An 18545-nucleotide genomic window follows, 5' to 3' on the forward strand; every position below is an offset into this window, starting at 1 on the left:
CGCTCTGCTGAAAGGGCAAAGCGAATACCAACCAAAAGCGGCTTGAGGGCTTCCCCTCAACCATAGAATCTCCCACATTGGGTTTCCCGCATTTGGTTTTGTGGTGCATCAAGGCTGCGGCTTCTTGAACACGTAGAACAGGTTTGGCTCGCTCACCAGGTACAGGTTGCCATCGTCGTCCATGGCCAGGCCTTCGGCCTGGGGTACGGTTTGCTGCAGCCCCTGGCGGCCCTTGCTCAATGAGAGCGTGCTCAACGGTCGGCCGTCGATATCCAACTCGATAATCAACCGCGACTCATCGGACAGCGCCAGCAAATGGCCGCTGCGTTCATCGTATTGCAGGCTTGAAAGGTCGCGTACGAATAGCCCGGCATCGCGCTTGGGGTTGTTGATCACATGGACCGCGTAGGATTTTTCCGGATTGTGATGGGGAAACCCATGCACTTCATAAATCAGCATCGGGTCGCGTTCCTTTGCCACGAACAGGCGCTTGCCCACCGCATCGTAGGCCAATCCTTCGAACCCCTTGTTGCTCCTCATGTGCACGCCGAGGGTGATCTGTTCGGCGTCGGCGGCGTCGAGGAATTGGGTGTTGTCTTCCAAGTGAATCTTGATCAGCCGTTGCTGGCGCTCGTCAGTGATGACGTAGGTGTCTTCGCTGATGAACTCCACCGCCTCCGGGTCGCCAAAGCCGATCAGGGCGATGCGCCGCAGAATCTTGCCATCCAGCGACAGCTCGATCAGCTCGGCGTTTTTATTGGTGACAGTGAAAAGGCTCTTGCGGACCGGATCGAACGTCAGCGCGGAAACGTCATCGTCCAGGCCTTCGATCACCCGCGCCTCGACGGTGACTCGGTATTGATCCAGGGCAATGGCCTGTTCGCTGGTATTTTTCCAGAGCGTATTCAGGTTGAACCAGGCGCGTTCGAACAGGCGCAGGTGCTGGCCGACGGTGATCAGGCTGATCAGCACCAGCGTCAGCAGTATCAGCATCAAGGGTTTGGGGTGGGCGAGTCGACGCATGTTGGAGTGGGCTCGGATAAGAACAGGTGGGTGGAAATACCACGGCTGCCTGAACTGAAACTTAATGGCCGCGTGCCACACCCTACAACGAAGGAGGACTTATCCTACAGAGTTAGTTGTTAGCGCTGTTTTTCGAAACGATAGAACAGGTTCGGCTCGCTGACCATGTACAGGTTACCGGCCTCATCGATGGTGACACCTTCGGCACGAGGGATCGTGTCTTTCAGGCCGTTGAAGCCGCCCAGCAAGGTCATGAAGCTGACCTGCTCGCCTTCTTCGTCCAGCTCCAGCAATAGATGGGAGTCGGCTGACAGCACCAGCATGTGACCGGTGCGGGGATCTACGGCCAATGCTGAAAGGTTGCGCAGGTCCAATTCGTTGCTGACATGGATCTGCTTATCGCCCTTGAGCAACTGGCTACCGTCACTTTTCCAGGTGAACAGCGCAGGTGGGCGCTCCTCGCCGAGGACCAGTCGCTGATTTTTCAGGGCCCAGACGATGGCTTCGAATCCCTTGTTCTGATTCTTCGACGTGCCCAGGTCATAGCGAGGAAAGTCATTGATGTTCAGCGCGCGGGTGTCGTCATCGACCTGAACGATCGACAACAGGTGCTTTCGTTCATCGGTAATGGCCAGCAGACCGTTTTCCATAAACGCCACGCCTTCCGGATTGCCCCAGCCCACCAATGGCATCTTGCGCAATACATCGCCTTGCAGGGTCAGTTCCACCAGGAATGGGTTCTTGCCCATGACTGCGAACAGGGTCTTGGTCTGCGGGTTATAGGTCACATCGGACGCTTCGTCCTTCTCCATGCCCGGTAGCGGCTTGGCGTCGATCACGGCGCGATAGTCTGGCAACCAGATGCTTTCCTGGCGCTGGACCGGGCTCTGGAAGTGTTCCGACAGCCAAAGCAGGCCGCGGTCGTCCCAATGCATCGCAAACGCCAAGCCATAGGCTGCAGCCACCGCCAGCAGCGACCAGGCATACCAGGGCAGGGCGAAGCGAGAGCGGCGGGCAGGCTTGGCGGCAGGCAGTGTGTGGGTTTTGGCCATCGGGGAATGCGTTCCAGAAAGTTCGGCTAAGGGAGTGGCTGGCTCAGATGCCGCATTCCTCGGAATTATCCGGATGGCATGTGAATAAAACGGTAAATGATCGGATATGCACCCTCTATACCCTGTGGGAGCGAGCTTGCTCGCGATAGCGGTGTGTCAGCCCACATTGATGTGTCGGATAGATCGCTATCGCGAGCAAGCTCGCTCCCACAGGCGGCATAGGTGTAGCTGTTAGCGAACGCTGCTCTCGAAGCGGCTCGCCCCTGGCAGTTCCAGGACCAGTTCATCGCCCGCATTCAGTGGCCCGACGCCCGCCGGGGTGCCGGTGAGGATCACGTCGCCGGCCTGCAGCGAGAAGCAACCGGCCATGTATTGGATCATCGGCACGATGGGGTTGAGCATCAGGCTGCTGTTGCCGTCCTGGCGCACTTCACCGTTGATGGGCAGGCGCACGGGAATGTCGGTCAGGTCGGCAAACGTATCCTTCGAGACAAATGGCGCGATCACTGCCGCGCCGTCGAAGGACTTGGCGACCTCCCACGGCAGGCCCTTGGCCTTGAGCTCGGCCTGCTTGTCCCGCAGGGTCAGGTCCAGGGCCGGGGCGAAGCCGGAGATCGCGTCCAGCACCTCTTCAACGCTGGGCTTGGTGGACAGCGGCTTGCCGATCAACACGGCGATTTCCGCCTCGTAGTGCACCGAGCCACGGTCGGCGGGAATGCTGAAACCGCCTTCCAGCGGCACCACGCAGCTGCCCGGCTTGATGAACAACAAGGGTTCGGTGGGCACCGGGTTATCCAGTTCCTTGGCATGTTCGGCGTAGTTGCGGCCAATGCACACCACTTTCCCTAGCGGAAAATGAATACGTGTACCGTCGACATACTGGTGCTGATAGCTCATTTACCGACTCCTGCTCTGGGGTTCATCAGGTGTTTTTTAGGCGTTAACCGCGAAAATCTTGCCCGGGTTCATGATGCCGTTCGGGTCGAATACGGCTTTCACGGCTTTCATGTATTCGATCTCCACTGGCGAACGACTATAAGTCAGGTAGTCGCGCTTGGTCATGCCCACGCCGTGTTCGGCGGAAATCGAGCCGTTGTACTTCTCGACGGTTTCAAAGACCCATTTGTTCACGGTCGCGCACTTGGCGAAGAATTCATCCTTGCTCAGGTTTTCTGGCTTGAGGATGTTCAAGTGCAGGTTGCCGTCGCCGATGTGACCGAACCAGACGATTTCGAAGTCCGGGTAATGTTCGCCAACGATCCCGTCGATTTCCTGCAAGAAGGCTGGGACTTTGGAGACGGTCACTGAAATGTCGTTCTTGTACGGCGTCCAGTGGGAGATGGTTTCGGAGATGTACTCGCGCAATTTCCACAGGTTTTGCAGTTGGGTTTCGCTCTGGCTCATCACACCGTCCAGCACCCAGCCCTGCTCCACGCAGTGCTCGAAGGTCTCCAAGGCCTGGTTGGCGACCTCTTCGGTGGTGGCTTCGAATTCCAGCAGCGCGTAGAACGGGCACTCGGTTTCGAATGGCGCCGGTACGTCGCCACGACCGAGGACCTTGGCCAGGGCCTTGTCGGAGAAAAATTCGAAGGCGGTCAGGTCCAGCTTGCCCTGGAAGGCGTGCAGCACCGGCATGATGGAGTCGAAGTCCGAGGTGCCGAGCACCATGGCGGTGAGGTTCTTCGGCGCACGGTCCAGGCGCATGGTGGCCTCGACCACGAAGCCCAGGGTGCCTTCGGCGCCGATGAACAGCTGCCGCAAGTCGTAGCCGGTGGCGTTCTTGATCAGGTCCTTGTTCAGCTCCAGCAGGTCGCCCTTGCCGGTGACGACCTTCATGCCCGCCACCCAGTTGCGGGTCATGCCGTAGCGAATGACCTTGATTCCGCCGGCATTGGTGCCGATATTGCCGCCAATCTGGCTGGAACCTGCCGAAGCGAAGTCAACCGGGTAGTACAGCCCATGTTCTTCAGCCTTGTTCTGCAGTTGCTCGGTGACCACGCCCGGCTGGCACAAGGCAGTGCGGTCGGTAAGGTTCACGTCGAGAATCTGGTTCATGTAGTCGAATGACACCACCACTTCGCCGTTGGCAGCCACGGCGGCGGCGGACAACCCGGTGCGCCCGCCCGAGGGCACCAGCGCGACTTTGTGCGCATTGGCCCAGCGCACAATGGCCTGGACCTGTTCGGAGGTCTTGGGAAAGACGATGGCCGAAGGCGCCGGGGCGAAATGCTTGGTCCAATCCTTGCCGTAAGCGTTCAGGGAGTCAGCATCGGTCAAGACCTTGCCAGGCTCAACCAGGGTCTTCAGCTCATCTATCACGGCAGGATGGGTCATCGACAGAACTCTCGAACAATTCATGGTCATCCTGAGAACGCTTCACGTCGCAGGAATGAGTGTTTGCGGGGGGCATATGCTAGCATACCGACCCCGCAGCGTAGTGCCCAACGGCTGTTCTGCGGCGACGGCTGTCACGCCGGTCGGGCCAGCATGCGCTGTCCGATTCCCTGCCATTTTTCTCCGGGACACAGGTTTACGCAGATGAGCAAGACTTCTCTCGATAAGAGCAAGATCAAGTTCCTTCTTCTCGAAGGCGTCCACCAATCGGCTGTCGACGTCCTCAAGTCGGCGGGCTACACCAGCATCGAGTACATCACCAGTTCTCTGCCGGAAGCCCAGCTCAAGGAAAAGATCGCCGATGCTCACTTCATCGGCATTCGCTCCCGTACTCAACTGACCGAAGAGATCTTCGACCACGCCAAGAAACTGGTCGCGGTTGGCTGCTTCTGCATCGGCACCAACCAGGTTGACCTCAACGCGGCGCGCGAGCGCGGTATCGCGGTGTTCAACGCGCCGTACTCCAACACCCGTTCCGTTGCCGAGCTGGTATTGGCCGAAGCGATCCTGCTGCTGCGCGGCATCCCCGAGAAGAACGCTTCCTGCCACCGTGGCGGCTGGATCTAGAGCGCGGCCAACTCCTTCGAAATCCGCGGCAAGAAGCTGGGTATCGTCGGCTACGGCTCGATCGGCACGCAGTTGTCGGTACTGGCTGAAGGCCTTGGCATGCAGGTGTTCTTCTATGACACCGTGACCAAGCTGCCCCTGGGCAACGCCACCCAGGTCAACGACTTGCATGAGTTGTTGGGCATGTCCGACATCGTGACCCTGCATGTGCCGGAAACCGCTGCCACCCAGTGGATGATCGGCGAGAAGGAAATCCGTGCCATCAAGAAGGGCGGGATCCTGATCAACGCCGCGCGTGGCACCGTGGTCAAGCTCGACGCCCTGGCCGACGCGATCAAGGACAAGCACCTGATCGGCGCCGCCATCGACGTGTTCCCGGTGGAGCCACGCTCCAACGACGACATTTTCGAAAGCCCGCTGCGTGGCCTGGACAACGTGATCCTGACCCCGCACATCGGCGGTTCCACCGCTGAAGCCCAAGCCAACATCGGCCTGGAAGTGGCGGAGAAGCTGGTCAAGTACAGCGACAACGGTACGTCGGTATCGTCGGTGAACTTCCCGGAAGTGGCCCTGCCTGCCCACCCTGGCAAGCACCGCCTGTTGCACATCCACGAGAACATCCCGGGTGTGATGAGCGAGATCAACAAGGTCTTCGCCGAAAACGGCATCAACATTTCCGGTCAGTTCCTGCAGACCAACGAGAAAGTCGGCTACGTCGTGATCGACGTCGACGCCGAATACTCGGACCTGGCGCAAGAGAAGCTACAGCACATCAATGGCACGATTCGTTGCCGCGTGTTGTTCTAAACAGCTCTGGCTTGCAATGAAAAACGGGAGCCCCAAAGGGCTCCCGTTTTTTTTCCTGACACAATCTGGAAACCCTGTGGGAGCGAGCTTGCTCGCGATGGCGGTGTGTCAGAAAAAAGAGCTATCGACTGAACCACCGCTATCGCGAGCAAGCTCGCTCCCACAGGGGGGGCTGCACTTTCCCAGTCTTACTTCACATTGACAGTGATTTTCTTGGACACAATCGACGGGTCGAACGGCATGTGGCCGCTGTCGCCCAGGATCAATTGCAAGGTGTGCTTGCCCGGGGCCAGTTTGATGGTGGCCTCGGTCTGTGCCTTGCCGAAGTGCATGTGGTGGGCGTCGGTCGGAATCGGCGCGCCTTCGGCGGGTACGTCGTCGACATCGATCAGCAAATGATGGTGGCCGGTATTCTTGGTCACATCGCCCGCCGGGGCCAGGGCGATGTTCTTGACGCCGAACTTGACCTTGAATTCCTGGGCGACCGTGGCGCCGTCTTCCGGGGAAACGATGAATACTTCGGCGCCTTTGGGCGCCGGCGTCGCGGCGCTTGCCAGCATCGAAGCGCCCAATAACAGACCGGCCAACGCGGCACGAGACATAAAGCTTTTCATTTTTTTCTCCAGTTTTTCCATGAAATCCGCCTGGCCATCACAACTTCATGGCCAATCGTTGTCGAAGCCTGCAACAACCATAGCAAAGCGAGCCTGAAACGAGCGTCGCTTGTATAAATACTAGGAGTGACCATGCGTTTCCTGCCTGGCCTGATCTGCCTGCTACCCCTTTTGAGCCCCCTGGCTCATGCCGAACTGATCGACGACATCAATGACCGTGGCGAGCTGCGCATCGCTCTCGAGGCCAACACCGCGCCCTTCAACTTCAAGGAAGACGGCAAACTCACCGGTTTCGAAGTGGAGCTGGGTGAAATGCTCGCGGCCGAGCTCGATGTACGCCCCGACTTCGTCGTCACCGATGCCGCGGATCTGCTGCCCGGTGTGGAAAGCGGCAAATACGACGTCGCCATCAACCACATAGCAATGACCCCGGAACTGGCGGAACGGTTCGACCTCAGTGCGGCTTATAGCCGTCCGGATGCGCAACTGCTGGCGAGCAAGGAAGAGCCGCAGCGTCCGTTGGTCATGGCGCAGTCGTTCCAGCCGGAAGAAAAGAGCGGCCCGCCGCCGAGCCTGGTGATTCCGTTCCAGAAGGGCAACCCGGCGTTCAAGGCCAGCCTGGATAATGCCCTGGCGCGGATCATGGATGATGGGAGGCTGGAGCAGTTGTCGCAGAAGTGGTTGAAAAAGCAGGAGTGAGGAAAACCTTGAATCAAGCGCAACTCTTGTGGCGAGGGAGCTTGCTCCCGCTCGGCGGCGCAGCCGTCGTAAAGCCGATGACGCCGTCTGCCTGGAAAAATCACATCATCCGGATTGGGGCCGCTTCGCGGCCCAGCGGGAGCAAGCTCCCTCGCCACAGGGGCCAGCGTCCATCCGGTTCGGGCGGGTTTGCCTTCAAGGTCTACGCCACACACTCGCCAGCCAAGGCTGTTGCTCCCGTGGCAGCCCCGCCGGTCGGTAGTAGTGCTCCAGCTCCACGAAGCCTGCTTCGCCAAGCAGCGTTTGCCAGGCCGCGAGGTCGTGGTAGGCGCCGAAGCGCTGGCCATTCCAGCCTTCCTGGTTTTCGCCCCGGGGGTTGGAGCTGAACAGCACGCCGCCGGGCTTGAGCGTGGCGTGCAATTGCTTGAGCACCCGGGGCAGCTCCTGGACGGGGACATGAAACAGCACCGCGTTGGCGAAAATCCCGTCAAAACGTTCGGCCGGCAGGTCGAGCGCCAGGAAGTCTTGTTGCCACACCTCGCAGCCGCTGTCCTGGCGCGCCATTCGGGCAAATTCTTCTGAGCCGTCGAGGCCGACCGCGACATGGCCCAAGGCCGTGAATGTGCGCAGGTCGCGCCCCGGGCCGCAGCCCAGATCCAGGATGTGCAGCGGTGCCTGGCCCTGGATATGGCGCAGCAAGGCGTCGATGTTCTGGCTGACATCGTGGTCGCGGGTGCCTTCGCGGAAACTTTCCGCCACGGCGTTGTAGTGGCCCAGGGTCGTGGCGGTGATGGCGTGCAGGTCTTCGGAGGTGTGTTTCATGATCGCGGGCTTGGGTAGGGAGCGTCAGGTGACTATACCGCAAGCGTACTGACCGCTTTGCGGTCAATCGCGAGCAAGCTCGCTCCCACAGTGAAATGCATTTCAGCGTTTATTCAAGCCCCGTGCCAGGCGGTCACCACCCAACTGGATCACCGCCACCAACGCCACCAGCAATACGATCACCGTGAGCATGATCTGGCTGTCGAAACGCTGGTAGCCATAACGGTAGGCAATGTCGCCCAGGCCACCGGCACCGATCGCTCCGGCCATGGCCGAGGAGTTGATCATGGTCACCAGCGTAATGGTAAAACCACCGACGATGCCCGGCAGGGCTTCGGGCAGCAGCACATGCCAGACAATGTGCCAGCGCCTGCAACCCATGGCCTGGGCCGCTTCGATCAGGCCATGGTCGACTTCCCGCAGGCTGACTTCGGCGATGCGGGCGAAGAACGGCGTGGCGGCGATGGTCAGCGGTACGACCGCAGCCCACACGCCATAGGTGGTGCCGACGATCAGCCGGGTAAACGGAATCAGCGCCACCATCAGGATCAGGAACGGTATCGAGCGGAACAGGTTCACGAACGCGCCCAGGGCCTTGTTCAAGACTGGCGCTTCATAGATCCCGCCCTTGCCGCTGGTGACCAGGATCACCGCCAGCGGTATGCCCGCCATCAATGCGATCAACGACGACACGCCGACCATCAGGAACGTGTCGATGAAACCCTGCAACAACCGATCAAACCACATAACCCAGTACCTCCACCCGTTGCGCCCAATTGCCCGCCCGTTGGCGCAGCTCCTCGGCACCCCACGACGAACCACTCACGGCCAGCAGCAACTGACCCAGCCCGTGGCCCTGAATCCGTTCGATGCCGCCGTGCAGCAAGCGCACCCGCCCACCGAGGGCACTGAACAAGGCGGCCAGGTCTACTTCATCATCACCTGCGCCAGTGAATTGCAGGCGCAGCACCGTCGCCGCGTCAGCCGGCGCCGGCTGCACCTGCAAGCGACTTTGCAGTTCCTCCGGGATGGCGTGTTGCAACGGCGCCAGCCGCGTCCGGCTGACCTCGTGTCGAGGGTTGCCGAAAACTTCCCAGACCGGGCCCTGCTCGACGATTCGTCCTTGCTCGAGCACCACCACCCGGTCGCAGACTTCGCGAATCACCGCCATCTCGTGGGTGATCAAGACGATGGTCAGGCCCAGCCGCTGGTTGATCTCGCGCAGCAGCCCGAGGATCGATTGGGTGGGCTCCGGGTCCAGGGCCGAGGTGGCCTCGTCGCACAGCAGGATCTGCGGGTCGTGCACCAGCGCCCGGGCAATCCCGACCCGCTGCTTCTGCCCACCGGAAAGTTGTGCCGGATAGGCCAGGTGCTTGCCTTGCAGGCCCACCAGTTCCAGCAGCTCGCGGACTTTGCGCTGGCGCTGCGCCTTGGGCATGCCAGCGACTTTCAAGGGCAGTTCAACGTTCTGCCACACGGTCTTTGCCGACATCAGGTTGAAGTGCTGGAAGATCATGCCGATGCGTCGGCGCAGTTCCACCAGGTGGTCTTCATCGAATTCGCCAATGTCCACCCGATCGATCAACACCCGGCCGCTGGTGGGTCGTTCGCGCCGGTTGATGGTGCGGATCAGCGACGACTTGCCGGCGCCGCTGCGGCCGATGATCCCGAACACTTCGCCGTGTTGGATCGCCAGGTCGATGCCTTGCAGGGCAGCCACCGGCCCTTGGGCGCCATTGTAGGTCTTGCCCAGGCCGATGAAGCGCACGTGGGCGCGGTTCAGCTCCGGGTGCAGTTCGGTCTGGTCGGCGCTTTGCGGCGCGGGGGCTTCGTGGCGGAGTCGAGCGTTGACGGCGTTCATGTCAGCCTTCCCAGCCGGCTTGGTAGAGCTTGCCGTGGGCCTTGTCCAGGGCGGCGCGCACGGCGGGCGAGTGTTGGTAGATGTCGACGAACTTGATCAGCCGCGGGTCGTCCTTGCTCTTGGGCTGGATCACGAACTGAATCACGTATTCCTTGTGATCGAGGCCGTCGAACAGCAAGGCGGAACTGGCATCGAAAGTCTTGGCCAGGCGGATGTAGGCCGGATATCCCTGCACCAGGTCGGCGTCTTCATAAGCGCGCACCAGTTGCACGGCTTCGACTTGCAGGATCTTGAGTTGCTTCGGGTTAGCGACGATGTCGTCTTCGGTGGCCTTGTAGCCGACGCCCGGCTTGAGGCTGATCAGCCCGGCCTTGGCCAGCAATTGCAGGCCGCGACCGCTGTTGATCGGGTCGTTGGCGATGGCGCCGCTGGCGCCTTTAGGCAGTTCGGCGAAGCTTTTGTATTTTATCGATTAGAGGCCGACGTTGTTGATGATCCCCGGGGCGAAGGGCACCAGGTCGAATCCGGCGGCAGCCTTGGCATTTTCCAGGAACGGGATGTGCTGGAAGTAATTCACGTCGATATCACCGGAGGCCAGGCTGACGTTGGGCGCAATCCAGTCGCTGAACTCCACCAACTCGACTTTCAGGCCCTGCTTGTCGGCTTCTTCGACCGCCGCTTCCAGGGGAATGGCGAAGGCGGCGGTGGTGCCGATCTTCAACGGTGCGTCGGCGGCAAACAGCGCCGAGCTGAACAGGCCGAGGGCCAGGGCCAGGGTTTTGACTGGCAGGGTGAGGAAGTGTTTGGTCATGTCGGTTATTCCAGTCATTAATGGATGAGTCTCAGGCCTTTGTGGCGAGGGAGCTTGCTCCCGCTGGGCTACGAAGTGACCACAAAGCCTTTTTGGGCGGGCTTCGCCCACCAGCGGGAGCAAGCTCCCTCGCCACAGGATCAGTGTCGGTAGCCCCGGGGTCAGTGCCGGTAGGTCGAGCCAGTGTGTTGTTCGGGCAACTGGTCCCCGGCGTGAAACAGCTTCTCGCGCAGGGTGCCGCTGGCGTATTCGGTCTTGTACGAGCCGCGTCGCTGCAACTCGGGGATCACCAGGTCGATGAAGTCCACGTAGCTTTGCGGCGTGACGATGCGGGTCAGGTTGAAGCCGTCGAGGCCGGTTTCGGTGATCCACGATTCCAGCTCATCGGCCACCTGTTCGGGTGAGCCAACCACCGTGATGTAGCGACCGCCCAGGGCGTGCTGTTCGAGCAATTTGCGCCGGGTCCAATCGTTGTTCTGCAAGGTCTTGGTGGCCGACTGGATCGCGTTGCTCTTGACGTACTGGATCGGCTCGTCCAGTTCGTACTGGGAAAAATCGATCCCTGTTGACGCGGAGAAGTGCGCCACCCCGGCCTCGGCGCTGGCGTACCCCAAGTACTCGGCATGCTTGGCCCAGGCGGCGGCTTCGGTCTCACCGACGATCACGTTCAGGCCCATGAACACCTTGATGTCTTCGGGGTTGCGCCCGGCCTCGGCGGCGCTGGCGCGGACCTTGTCCACCTGGACCTTGGTCGTCGGTTTGTTCTGGCCACTGATGAACACGCACTCGGCATGCCGCCCGGCGAACGTCAAGCCGCGCTCGGAGCTGCCGGCCTGGAACAGCACCGGCGTGCGTTGGGGCGAGGGCTCGCACAGGTGATAGCCCTCGACCTGGTAGAACTCGCCTTGGTGCCGGACCTTGTGCACTTTTTCCGGTTGGGCATAGATTCGCTGTTCGCGGTCGTTGATGACCGCGTCGTTTTCCCAGCTGCCCTCCCACAATTTGTAGAGCACTTGCAGGTATTCGTCGGCCTGGTCGTAGCGGCGGTCATGCTCGACCTGCGCCGTCAGGCCCATGGCTTTGGCGGCACTGTCCAGGTAGCCGGTAACGATGTTCCAGCCGACCCGGCCGCGACTCAGGTGGTCGAGGGTGCTCATGCGCCGGGCGAACAGGTAGGGCGGTTCGTAGGTCAGGTTGGCGGTGAGGCCGAAACCCAGGTTTTTCGTCACGGCGGCCATCGCGGACACCAGCAGTAGCGGGTCATTGACCGGCAGTTGGATCGACTCCTTTAGCGTCACGTCCACCGACTGTTGATACACGTCGTAGACCCCGACGATGTCGGCGATGAACAACCCGTCGAACAATCCGCGCTCGAGCAATTGGGCCAGGGCGGTCCAGTATTCGATCGTGTTGTACTGGGTCGATGTGTCCTGTGGATGGGTCCACAGGCCATGATTGATGTGCCCGATGCAGTTCATGTTGAACGCATTGAGGAGGATTTTCTTCTTCCCGACCGCCATCAGATCGTCCCCCGCAGCGGCGGTTTTTCATCGTTGAGGTAGAAGTTGCCTACGGCGTGGTATTTCCAGCGCACCGGGTCATGCAGGGTGTGCACCCGGGCGTTGCGCCAGTGGCGGTCGAGACCATGCTCGGCCAGGGTCGCCTGGCTGCCGGCCAATTCGAACAGCGTGCTGCCGGCGGCCAGGGAAATCTCGGTGCTGATGGCGCGGGCTTCGGCCACGGCAATCGAGGCGGCGGCGACCGTGTCGGCCTGGGTGTCGGCCTGGGCCCGGTCGAGGAATTCACCAGCGCGTTCCAACAGGGCTTCGGCGGCGTGCAGGCGGATACTCAGTTGGCCGAAACTCTTGAGGGTGTGCGGGTCTTCGGTGGCGACATCGCTGGTGGCGTCGATCCAGGGACGGGTTTTGCTACGGACAAAATGCAAGGCGTCTTCATAGGCGGCGCGGGCAATGCCGGTGTCGATGGCGGCGTGAAGAATCTGCGCCAGCGGCCCCACCGGTGTGGGACGTTCGAAGGCGCTCTGGAAGGGCACGATGTCGTCGGCAGCGACGTACACGTCTTCGAACACCACCGAACCGCTGCCGGTGGTGCGCTGGCCGAAACCGCTCCAGTCATCGATCACCGTCAGGCCTTGGCTGTCGCGAGGGACGAACGCCAGTTGCTGCACGCCGTTTTCATCCACCACCGACGAGGGGATGCGCTGGGCGTAAATCGCACCAGTGGCGTAGAACTTGCGCCCGTTGATGCGGTAGCCCTCGCCGTCGCGTCGCAGTTGAGTGACGCGGTCGTGGGCGGTCTTGGTGCCAAGCTCGGCCAGGGCATTGCCAAAGCGTTGGCCGGCCAGGACTTCGGCGTACAAACGTTGCTTCTGCGCTTCGTTGCCATTTACCCGCAGCACTTCCAGCGCGTAGAAATGATTCTGGGGAATCTGCCCAAGAGAGCCGTCGGCCTGGGAAATCAAGGCGATCACTTTGGCCAGGGTGACGTTGGACACACCGGCGCCGCCGTAGGCCTTGGGCACACTGATGCCCCACAGGCCGGAGCGGGAGAAAGCTTCCAGTTCCGGATACGGCAAGCGGCGCTCACGGTCGCGCAGTGCGCTGTCGCGCTTGAAGTCATCGGCCAGGTCACTGGCCACGATCAGGGCTTGTTCATCGCTGGTGATCACCGCGACGTGTTGGGAAAACGGCATGTGCTGCTCCAGAGGTCGGGTCGTCAGATCCAGGAATGTCGGGCCGGCAAGGTGCCGTTCAGGTGGTAGGCGCCTATCGCGTGATATTTCCAGCGCACCGGGTCGTGCAGGGTGTGGACCCGGGCGTTGCGCCAGTGGCGATCGAGGTTGAATTCAGCGAGGGTGGCGCGGCTGCCGGCCAGTTCGAACAGTTTTTCGCTGGCTTGCAGGGCGATCTCGGTGGTGAGCGCCTTGGCTTCGGCCACGGCAATCGAGGCGCGGGCGGACGATTGCGCCGTGATGGGGGCGGCGCTGACCTGGTCCAGTACCTGTCCAGCCTTGCGCAGCAATGCTTCGGCGGCGTGCAGTTCGATTTTCAGCTTGCCGATGTCGGCGATCACGTAGAGGTCATCACGGGCCCGGTCGACCTTGGCGTCGATCCAGGGCCGGGCGCGTTCGCGCACGAAGGCGATGGCATCGTCGATGGCGCCGCGGGCGATGCCGGCATCGATGGCGGCCTGGATCAGTTGGGAAATCGCCCCTTGCACACCGGGCGTATCGTTGATGCGCCAGTTATCCAGGACCAACTCGGCATCCACCCGTACATTGTTCAGCAGCACGGTGCCACTGGCCGTGGTGCGCTGGCCGAAGCCTGACCAATCGTCGACGATCCGCAGGCCCGGGGTGCCGCGCCGCACGAACGCTAGCACCTGCCGACCTTCGTCGTTCAGCGCCTTGACCGCGACCCAGTGGGCAAACAGTGCCCCGGTGGAATAGAACTTCTGGCCATTGATGACAAACCCATCACCGTCGGCGCTGATCCGGGCCTTGAGTTCAAGGGTATTGCGAGTGCCACGTTCGGGCCCGGCGTTACCGATGCGCCAGCCTTCGAGCACGCTTTGCAGCAGGATTTTCTTCTGCCGCTCGGTGCCGGTGCCGAGAATCAGTTGGAGCACGCCAAATTGGTTTTGCGGAATCTGCCCGAGGGCCGGGTCGGCGGCGGAAATGATCGCGAACACATCGGCCAGGGTGACGAACGAAACCTGCGGGCCGCCGTATGCCCGGGGAATGGCGATGCTGCCCAGGCCGCTGCGGGTGAATTGCTCGATTTCAGCCCAAGGCAGCTTGCGTTGTTGGTCACGACGCGCCGCTTGTTGACGGGCGACCTGTGCCAGTTCGTGGGCGGCTTTGATCGCTTCGGCATCGTTGCGCAGCACTTGTGCGGGCAACAGCAGGGGTGCGATGTCCAGGTCGCTCTGGACCTTTGCTTGCGCCAGATCCGACATTACAGCCACTCCGTGGCTGCGGGCAGAGCCTTGGCATACTGCACTGGGCTGATTGTGTTCCGTTCCATACCCACCTCACATCTCAAGAAGCGCCGCGATGATTGCGGCGAGTAAAAATCAAGAATGTCCGGTGGTCCGGTTCATATACCCTAAGCGTGCATAAATTATTTTCAAACTAACTTTTAGGAATATGAATAGGTTGGTTTTAATTTGAAGGCCATACACTCAGCGAGGCCAGGCAGCTTTTGTGGCGAGGGAGCTTGCTCCCGCTGGGTTGCGCAGCGACCCTTCTTTGTTTGCCAGTGGGTGCTACGCACCCAAGCGGGAGCAAGCTCCCTCGCCACAAAAGCCTGTAGGCCGCAAAAAGGGTTGCATCAGGGCTCTCGGCGGCGCGTTTCAGCGACCATGAGCGCCTGTCTCGGTGAAGTGTCCAGATACGAATTGGCACAACCAATCTTCAACGTCCGTGGCGGTGCCCAGTGGGAGTTGTTGCCCACGCGGTCGAGGACGCAATAGGGCACTTCCAGGCGCAGGTCTTCTCCCGCTTCCAGAATGATCTGCGGCGGGACCCAGATATTGATTGGCTGGCCGACGTCGCTGGCGGTGACCGCCGGCAGGTCCATGCGCACGTCGCCCCAGCGCAGGGGCACGGCATCACCGGCGGCCATGTTCAGGTAGGGTTCGATGGTCAGCGGTACGCCACGTTTGATCTGGTTCGGGTTCACCCCTTGGCGTCGGATGGTGGCGGGAATGCGCACTGGCGCCAGGCCCTGGTTTTCATCGCCGCTCAAGGCCGAGGGCTGGCCGCCGGGACAGTCGAGCTTGACCTGCACGCGTTGCTTGGTTGACAGCGCCGGCCCGCGACCAACCCGCATCACCCGATAATGGATGCGCGAGGTCCCGTTGACGATGAAACTCTCCGGGATGCGCATCGTGATGCCGTCCAGCACGTCGGCCTGTGAGAGCACGCGCGAGCCGACGTAGCAGTCGTCCCAGAACAGTTCGATCAGGTCACCCGCGTCCATGCCGGGGTAAGGTGCGATGGCAACTTCCAGGTGAGCGGCGCTGGCGATGTTGATGCCCGCAGGGTGGGCATTGGCCAGGGTCGGGGCGGCCAGTTCGGGACTCTTCGACTTACATGTCATGGTGTTCTCCTTGATGCTTGAAAACTAAGTCCGTTTCAGAAAGATCAAAGGCGACGGATAATACGGCCTATTTTTATTTAGGCAGCTATATGGGCTGTCTGCGCTAAATCATTGCGCAACTAACGTCATGTACGTCGCCTGTTGGCCACTAGATAAGGCTCTATAGTTTCAGTGTCAATAGAGTGGGTTGCCTAATAACTCATTGTGAATGGCTTCAGAAACGTCCTACGCTTGTCTGTCAAGAATACTCGGCGCCACAGGTCGTTTTCCCAGGCTGTTCGGTATTTGAAACTGTATAAATAGTTGAGGAGGTTGGTGAGGCAGAAGTTGCAAGTTGTGTTGTCTGGATAAAATGAGTAGCGAGACGCGTTAGTTGTGTAATGGCATGACTTCCATCCCTGGAAGTGATGCACACTTACTTACTGATCGCCGTGTCCGGCAGAGAGGAACTTGCTGAGGAACTGTCGCGTGCGTTCTTCCTTGGGCGCTGCAAACAAGGCCTTGGCTTCGCCTTGTTCGACGATCACGCCTTTGTCGAAAAACACCACACGGTTGGCCACGTCCCGGGCAAAGCCCATTTCGTGGGTCACGATGACCATGGTGCGTTTTTCTTCGGCCAGGCCACGGATGGGTGCCAGGACCTCGCCTACCAGTTCCGGAGCGAGGGCCGAGGTTGGCTCGTCGAACAGGATCACCGCCGGCTCCATCGCCAGCGCCCGGGCAATCGCCACGCGCTGTTGCTGGCCGCCGGAAAGGCGCCGTGGGTAGGCGTCCTCCTTGCCGGCCAGTCCGACCTTGGCCAACAGCTTGCGCCCCAGGGCTTCGGCTTCGGCCCGGGGAACCTTCTTCACCACCTGCGGGCCTTCGGTGACGTTTTCCAACGCGGTGCGATGGGGGAACAGGTTGAAGTTTTGGAACACGAAGCCCACCTGCTGGCGCAAGCGGCGCACCAGGCCCTGTTGCTGGTTCAGCGGGCGACTGCCATCGATCTCGATGTCGCCGACCTTGATCCGGCCGCTGGTAGGCTCTTCGAGGAAGTTCAGGCAGCGCAGGAACGTGGTCTTGCCCGCGCCGCTGGGGCCGATGATCGCAACCACTTCGCCTTCTTCGATCTTCAGGTCGATACCGTTGAGCACCACCTGACCCTTGAACTGCTTTGTCAGTTTTTCCACGACAATCATGGGTCAGGACTCCTGGTCGTGCCGATTGACCCGGGCTTCCAATACGTTCTGCAGGTGCGAGAGCACGGTGGCAAGAACCCAGTAGATCAGCGCGGCGGCAAGGTACATGGTGAAGATATCGAAGGTTCGCGCGGTGATCAACTGCGCCTGGCGGAACAGCTCCGGTACCTGGAGGGTCGCCGCCAGCGCGGTGTCCTTGACCAGGGAAATGAAGCTGTTGCCCAGCGGTGGCAGGGCCGTGCGTGCGGCTTGCGGCAGGATGGCCCGGCGCAGGGTCTGCGCACGGGTCATGCCAATACTCGCCGCGGCTTCCCACTGGCCGCGCTCGATGGAACTGATGGCGGCCCGCAGGATTTCACACGCATAGGCAGCCATGTTCAGCGAGAAACCGATCAGCGCCGCCGGCAGTGGGTCAAGTTCGAGGCCCAGTTGCGGCAGTCCGTAGTAGATCAGGAATAACTGCACCAGCAATGGCGTGCCGCGAAAGAACGACACGTACATGCGGGCGATCCAGTTGATCACCTTGAGACGCGACAGGCGCATCAGCGCCAGGCCGAACCCCAGCAGCAAGCCGAAGAACATGCCGCCGAGGCTGAGGATGACCGTGTAGTACGCGCCCTTGAGCAAGAAGGGCGCGGAGTCCAGCGCGAGTTGAAGAGCTGCTTCCATTATTGGGTGACGTCAGCGTCGAAATATTTTTCCGAGAGTTTTTTCAGCGTACCGTCGGCGCGAAGTTTTTCGATGGCTTTGTTCACAGCGGCCAGCAGTTCAGGCTCGCCTTTGCGCAGGGCAATACCGGATTCCTGGCGCGAGAAGGCTTCGCCGGCGGCCGTCGTGTCCTTGGCTTTCTTGGCGTATTCCAGCGCGGCCAGACGATCGATCAGGATGGCGTCAATGCGGCCTACGCGTAGATCCTGGAACTTGGTCGGGTCATCTTCGTAGGTGCGCACATCGGCGGTGGGTACGTTGGCTTTGACCCACTGTTCGTAATTGGTGCCCAAGCCGACGCCGACTTTTTTACCGCCTAGGTCAGCTGCCGATTTGATGTTCAGATCGGCTGCTTTCTTGGTCAGGACCAGCGCTTGAATCCCGGAAACGGTGTACGGCTCGGAGAAATCGTATTTTTTCTTACGTTCCTCGGAGATGGTCACTTGGTTGACCACGGCGTCCAGACGCTTGGATTCCAACGCCGCGAGGATGCCCGCCCATGGGGTGGTCTGCAGTTTGACCTTCACACCCAGCTCCTTGGCCAGGGCTTCGGAAAACTCCACTTCGAAGCCGGTCAGTTTGCCGCTTTCATCCACGAAGCTGAACGGTGGATAAGTGCCTTCCAAGCCGATCTTGATTTCACCGGCATCCTTGATTTTCTGCAGTTGCTCACCGGCAACCGCTTGCCCCAACAGGCCGGCGCTCAATGCCAGGCCCAGCGAACCCACCAACAGGTTGCGACGTAATGCGGAAAAATTCATGACAAGCCCCTGTGTTTTCTTATGAAGAGGTTATTTTGGCTGAGATAAGGCGTAGCCGCGATCCAAAAAGATTGCCACATCCTGCCTTAAAGCAGCCTGGGCGTCTCGCGGCAAATGTGCCT

16 protein-coding genes and 2 pseudogenes are annotated in these 18545 nt (G+C 60.6%); 2 read left to right on the forward strand and 16 right to left on the reverse strand.

Features of this window, described 5'->3' with window-relative positions; translation table 11 throughout:
- Nucleotides 1-108: 108 nt before the first annotated feature.
- The 4 genes from HGO40_RS02905 to HGO40_RS02920 all read right to left on the reverse strand — a co-directional run bounded on the left by HGO40_RS02905 (nucleotide 109) and on the right by HGO40_RS02920 (nucleotide 4409).
- A complete protein-coding gene (locus HGO40_RS02905; protein ID WP_250961818.1) occupies nucleotides 109-1023 on the reverse strand; it encodes an SdiA-regulated domain-containing protein in 915 nt (304 codons plus the stop codon).
- 119 nt (nucleotides 1024-1142) lie between these two features.
- Complete coding sequence (locus HGO40_RS02910; protein WP_250961819.1) at nucleotides 1143-2075, reverse strand: SdiA-regulated domain-containing protein; 933 nt, start codon at nucleotides 2073-2075, stop codon at nucleotides 1143-1145.
- Between the two features lie 231 nt (nucleotides 2076-2306).
- Nucleotides 2307-2972 (reverse strand): fumarylacetoacetate hydrolase family protein, encoded by a 666-nt coding sequence (locus HGO40_RS02915; RefSeq protein ID WP_250961820.1) that lies wholly within the window; start codon nucleotides 2970-2972, stop codon nucleotides 2307-2309.
- Nucleotides 2973-3008: 36 nt separating this feature from the next.
- Nucleotides 3009-4409 (reverse strand): D-2-hydroxyglutarate dehydrogenase, encoded by a 1401-nt coding sequence (locus HGO40_RS02920; RefSeq protein ID WP_250961821.1) that lies wholly within the window; start codon nucleotides 4407-4409, stop codon nucleotides 3009-3011.
- Nucleotides 4410-4613: 204 nt separating this feature from the next.
- Between HGO40_RS02920 and serA the strand changes: the two are divergent.
- Nucleotides 4614-5843: pseudogene (gene serA / locus HGO40_RS02925) on the forward strand (phosphoglycerate dehydrogenase).
- A 188-nt stretch (nucleotides 5844-6031) separates the two neighbouring features.
- On the opposite strand, the gene HGO40_RS02930 reads toward serA, so the two are convergent.
- Nucleotides 6032-6457 (reverse strand): DUF4399 domain-containing protein, encoded by a 426-nt coding sequence (locus tag HGO40_RS02930; RefSeq protein WP_250961822.1) that lies wholly within the window; start codon nucleotides 6455-6457, stop codon nucleotides 6032-6034.
- Between the two features lie 132 nt (nucleotides 6458-6589).
- On the opposite strand from HGO40_RS02930, the gene HGO40_RS02935 reads away from it, so the two are divergent.
- Entirely contained in the window at nucleotides 6590-7156 is a 567-nt protein-coding gene (locus HGO40_RS02935; RefSeq protein ID WP_250961823.1) for a transporter substrate-binding domain-containing protein, read from the forward strand.
- Nucleotides 7157-7351: 195 nt separating this feature from the next.
- Here HGO40_RS02935 and HGO40_RS02940 read toward each other — a convergent pair whose 3' ends face one another.
- From HGO40_RS02940 to tcyJ, 11 genes and pseudogenes are all read right to left on the reverse strand, one after another.
- Nucleotides 7352-7978, reverse strand: coding sequence for a class I SAM-dependent methyltransferase (locus HGO40_RS02940; protein ID WP_250961824.1), 627 nt, complete (start codon nucleotides 7976-7978; stop codon nucleotides 7352-7354).
- Nucleotides 7979-8080: 102 nt separating this feature from the next.
- Nucleotides 8081-8725 carry a methionine ABC transporter permease gene (locus HGO40_RS02945; protein ID WP_186707322.1) on the reverse strand — a complete coding sequence of 215 codons (645 nt, stop codon included), beginning with the start codon at nucleotides 8723-8725 and terminating at the stop codon, nucleotides 8081-8083.
- Nucleotides 8715-9839 (reverse strand): methionine ABC transporter ATP-binding protein, encoded by a 1125-nt coding sequence (locus tag HGO40_RS02950; protein ID WP_250961825.1) that lies wholly within the window; start codon nucleotides 9837-9839, stop codon nucleotides 8715-8717. Before HGO40_RS02950 ends, HGO40_RS02945 begins: the two co-directional genes overlap by 11 nt.
- 1 nt (nucleotide 9840) lies before the next feature.
- Nucleotides 9841-10650: pseudogene (locus HGO40_RS02955) on the reverse strand (MetQ/NlpA family ABC transporter substrate-binding protein).
- A 161-nt stretch (nucleotides 10651-10811) separates the two neighbouring features.
- Nucleotides 10812-12170: an LLM class flavin-dependent oxidoreductase gene (locus tag HGO40_RS02960; RefSeq protein ID WP_250961826.1), complete on the reverse strand. Its 1359-nt coding sequence runs from the start codon at nucleotides 12168-12170 to the stop codon at nucleotides 10812-10814.
- Nucleotides 12170-13363, reverse strand: coding sequence for an SfnB family sulfur acquisition oxidoreductase (locus HGO40_RS02965; RefSeq protein WP_250961827.1), 1194 nt, complete (start codon nucleotides 13361-13363; stop codon nucleotides 12170-12172). Before HGO40_RS02965 ends, HGO40_RS02960 begins: the two co-directional genes overlap by 1 nt.
- 23 nt (nucleotides 13364-13386) lie before the next feature.
- Nucleotides 13387-14628 carry an SfnB family sulfur acquisition oxidoreductase gene (locus HGO40_RS02970; RefSeq protein WP_250961828.1) on the reverse strand — a complete coding sequence of 414 codons (1242 nt, stop codon included), beginning with the start codon at nucleotides 14626-14628 and terminating at the stop codon, nucleotides 13387-13389.
- Nucleotides 14629-15002: 374 nt separating this feature from the next.
- Entirely contained in the window at nucleotides 15003-15773 is a 771-nt protein-coding gene (locus tag HGO40_RS02975) for a hypothetical protein (protein ID WP_250961829.1), read from the reverse strand.
- 419 nt (nucleotides 15774-16192) lie between these two features.
- Nucleotides 16193-16954, reverse strand: a complete 762-nt coding sequence (gene tcyN, locus HGO40_RS02980; RefSeq protein ID WP_250961830.1) for an L-cystine ABC transporter ATP-binding protein TcyN — start codon at nucleotides 16952-16954, stop codon at nucleotides 16193-16195.
- Nucleotides 16955-16957: 3 nt separating this feature from the next.
- Nucleotides 16958-17623 (reverse strand): cystine ABC transporter permease, encoded by a 666-nt coding sequence (tcyL, locus tag HGO40_RS02985; protein WP_250961831.1) that lies wholly within the window; start codon nucleotides 17621-17623, stop codon nucleotides 16958-16960.
- Nucleotides 17623-18423, reverse strand: a complete 801-nt coding sequence (gene tcyJ / locus HGO40_RS02990; RefSeq protein ID WP_186707313.1) for a cystine ABC transporter substrate-binding protein — start codon at nucleotides 18421-18423, stop codon at nucleotides 17623-17625. The genes tcyL and tcyJ overlap by 1 nt, the downstream gene beginning before the upstream one ends.
- Nucleotides 18424-18545: the final 122 nt, after the last annotated feature.

It is taken from the genome of Pseudomonas sp. CG7 (assembly GCF_023701885.1).
GTDB lineage: Bacteria > Pseudomonadota > Gammaproteobacteria > Pseudomonadales > Pseudomonadaceae > Aquipseudomonas > Aquipseudomonas zanjanensis.

Coding starts and splice junctions, on each gene's coding strand:
- HGO40_RS02935 (WP_250961823.1), top strand. CDS start 6,590: ATGCGTTTCCTGCCTGGCCTGATCTGCCTGCTACCCCTTTTGAGCCCC.
- HGO40_RS02910 (WP_250961819.1), bottom strand. CDS start 2,075: ATGGCCAAAACCCACACACTGCCTGCCGCCAAGCCTGCCCGCCGCTCT.
- tcyL (WP_250961831.1), bottom strand. CDS start 17,623: ATGGAAGCAGCTCTTCAACTCGCGCTGGACTCCGCGCCCTTCTTGCTC.
- HGO40_RS02915 (WP_250961820.1), bottom strand. CDS start 2,972: ATGAGCTATCAGCACCAGTATGTCGACGGTACACGTATTCATTTTCCG.
- HGO40_RS02905 (WP_250961818.1), bottom strand. CDS start 1,023: ATGCGTCGACTCGCCCACCCCAAACCCTTGATGCTGATACTGCTGACG.
- HGO40_RS02930 (WP_250961822.1), bottom strand. CDS start 6,457: ATGAAAAGCTTTATGTCTCGTGCCGCGTTGGCCGGTCTGTTATTGGGC.
- HGO40_RS02965 (WP_250961827.1), bottom strand. CDS start 13,363: ATGCCGTTTTCCCAACACGTCGCGGTGATCACCAGCGATGAACAAGCC.
- HGO40_RS02940 (WP_250961824.1), bottom strand. CDS start 7,978: ATGAAACACACCTCCGAAGACCTGCACGCCATCACCGCCACGACCCTG.
- HGO40_RS02960 (WP_250961826.1), bottom strand. CDS start 12,170: ATGGCGGTCGGGAAGAAGAAAATCCTCCTCAATGCGTTCAACATGAAC.
- tcyN (WP_250961830.1), bottom strand. CDS start 16,954: ATGATTGTCGTGGAAAAACTGACAAAGCAGTTCAAGGGTCAGGTGGTG.
- HGO40_RS02950 (WP_250961825.1), bottom strand. CDS start 9,839: ATGAACGCCGTCAACGCTCGACTCCGCCACGAAGCCCCCGCGCCGCAA.
- HGO40_RS02975 (WP_250961829.1), bottom strand. CDS start 15,773: ATGACATGTAAGTCGAAGAGTCCCGAACTGGCCGCCCCGACCCTGGCC.
- HGO40_RS02920 (WP_250961821.1), bottom strand. CDS start 4,409: ATGACCCATCCTGCCGTGATAGATGAGCTGAAGACCCTGGTTGAGCCT.
- HGO40_RS02945 (WP_186707322.1), bottom strand. CDS start 8,725: ATGTGGTTTGATCGGTTGTTGCAGGGTTTCATCGACACGTTCCTGATG.
- tcyJ (WP_186707313.1), bottom strand. CDS start 18,423: ATGAATTTTTCCGCATTACGTCGCAACCTGTTGGTGGGTTCGCTGGGC.
- HGO40_RS02970 (WP_250961828.1), bottom strand. CDS start 14,628: ATGTCGGATCTGGCGCAAGCAAAGGTCCAGAGCGACCTGGACATCGCA.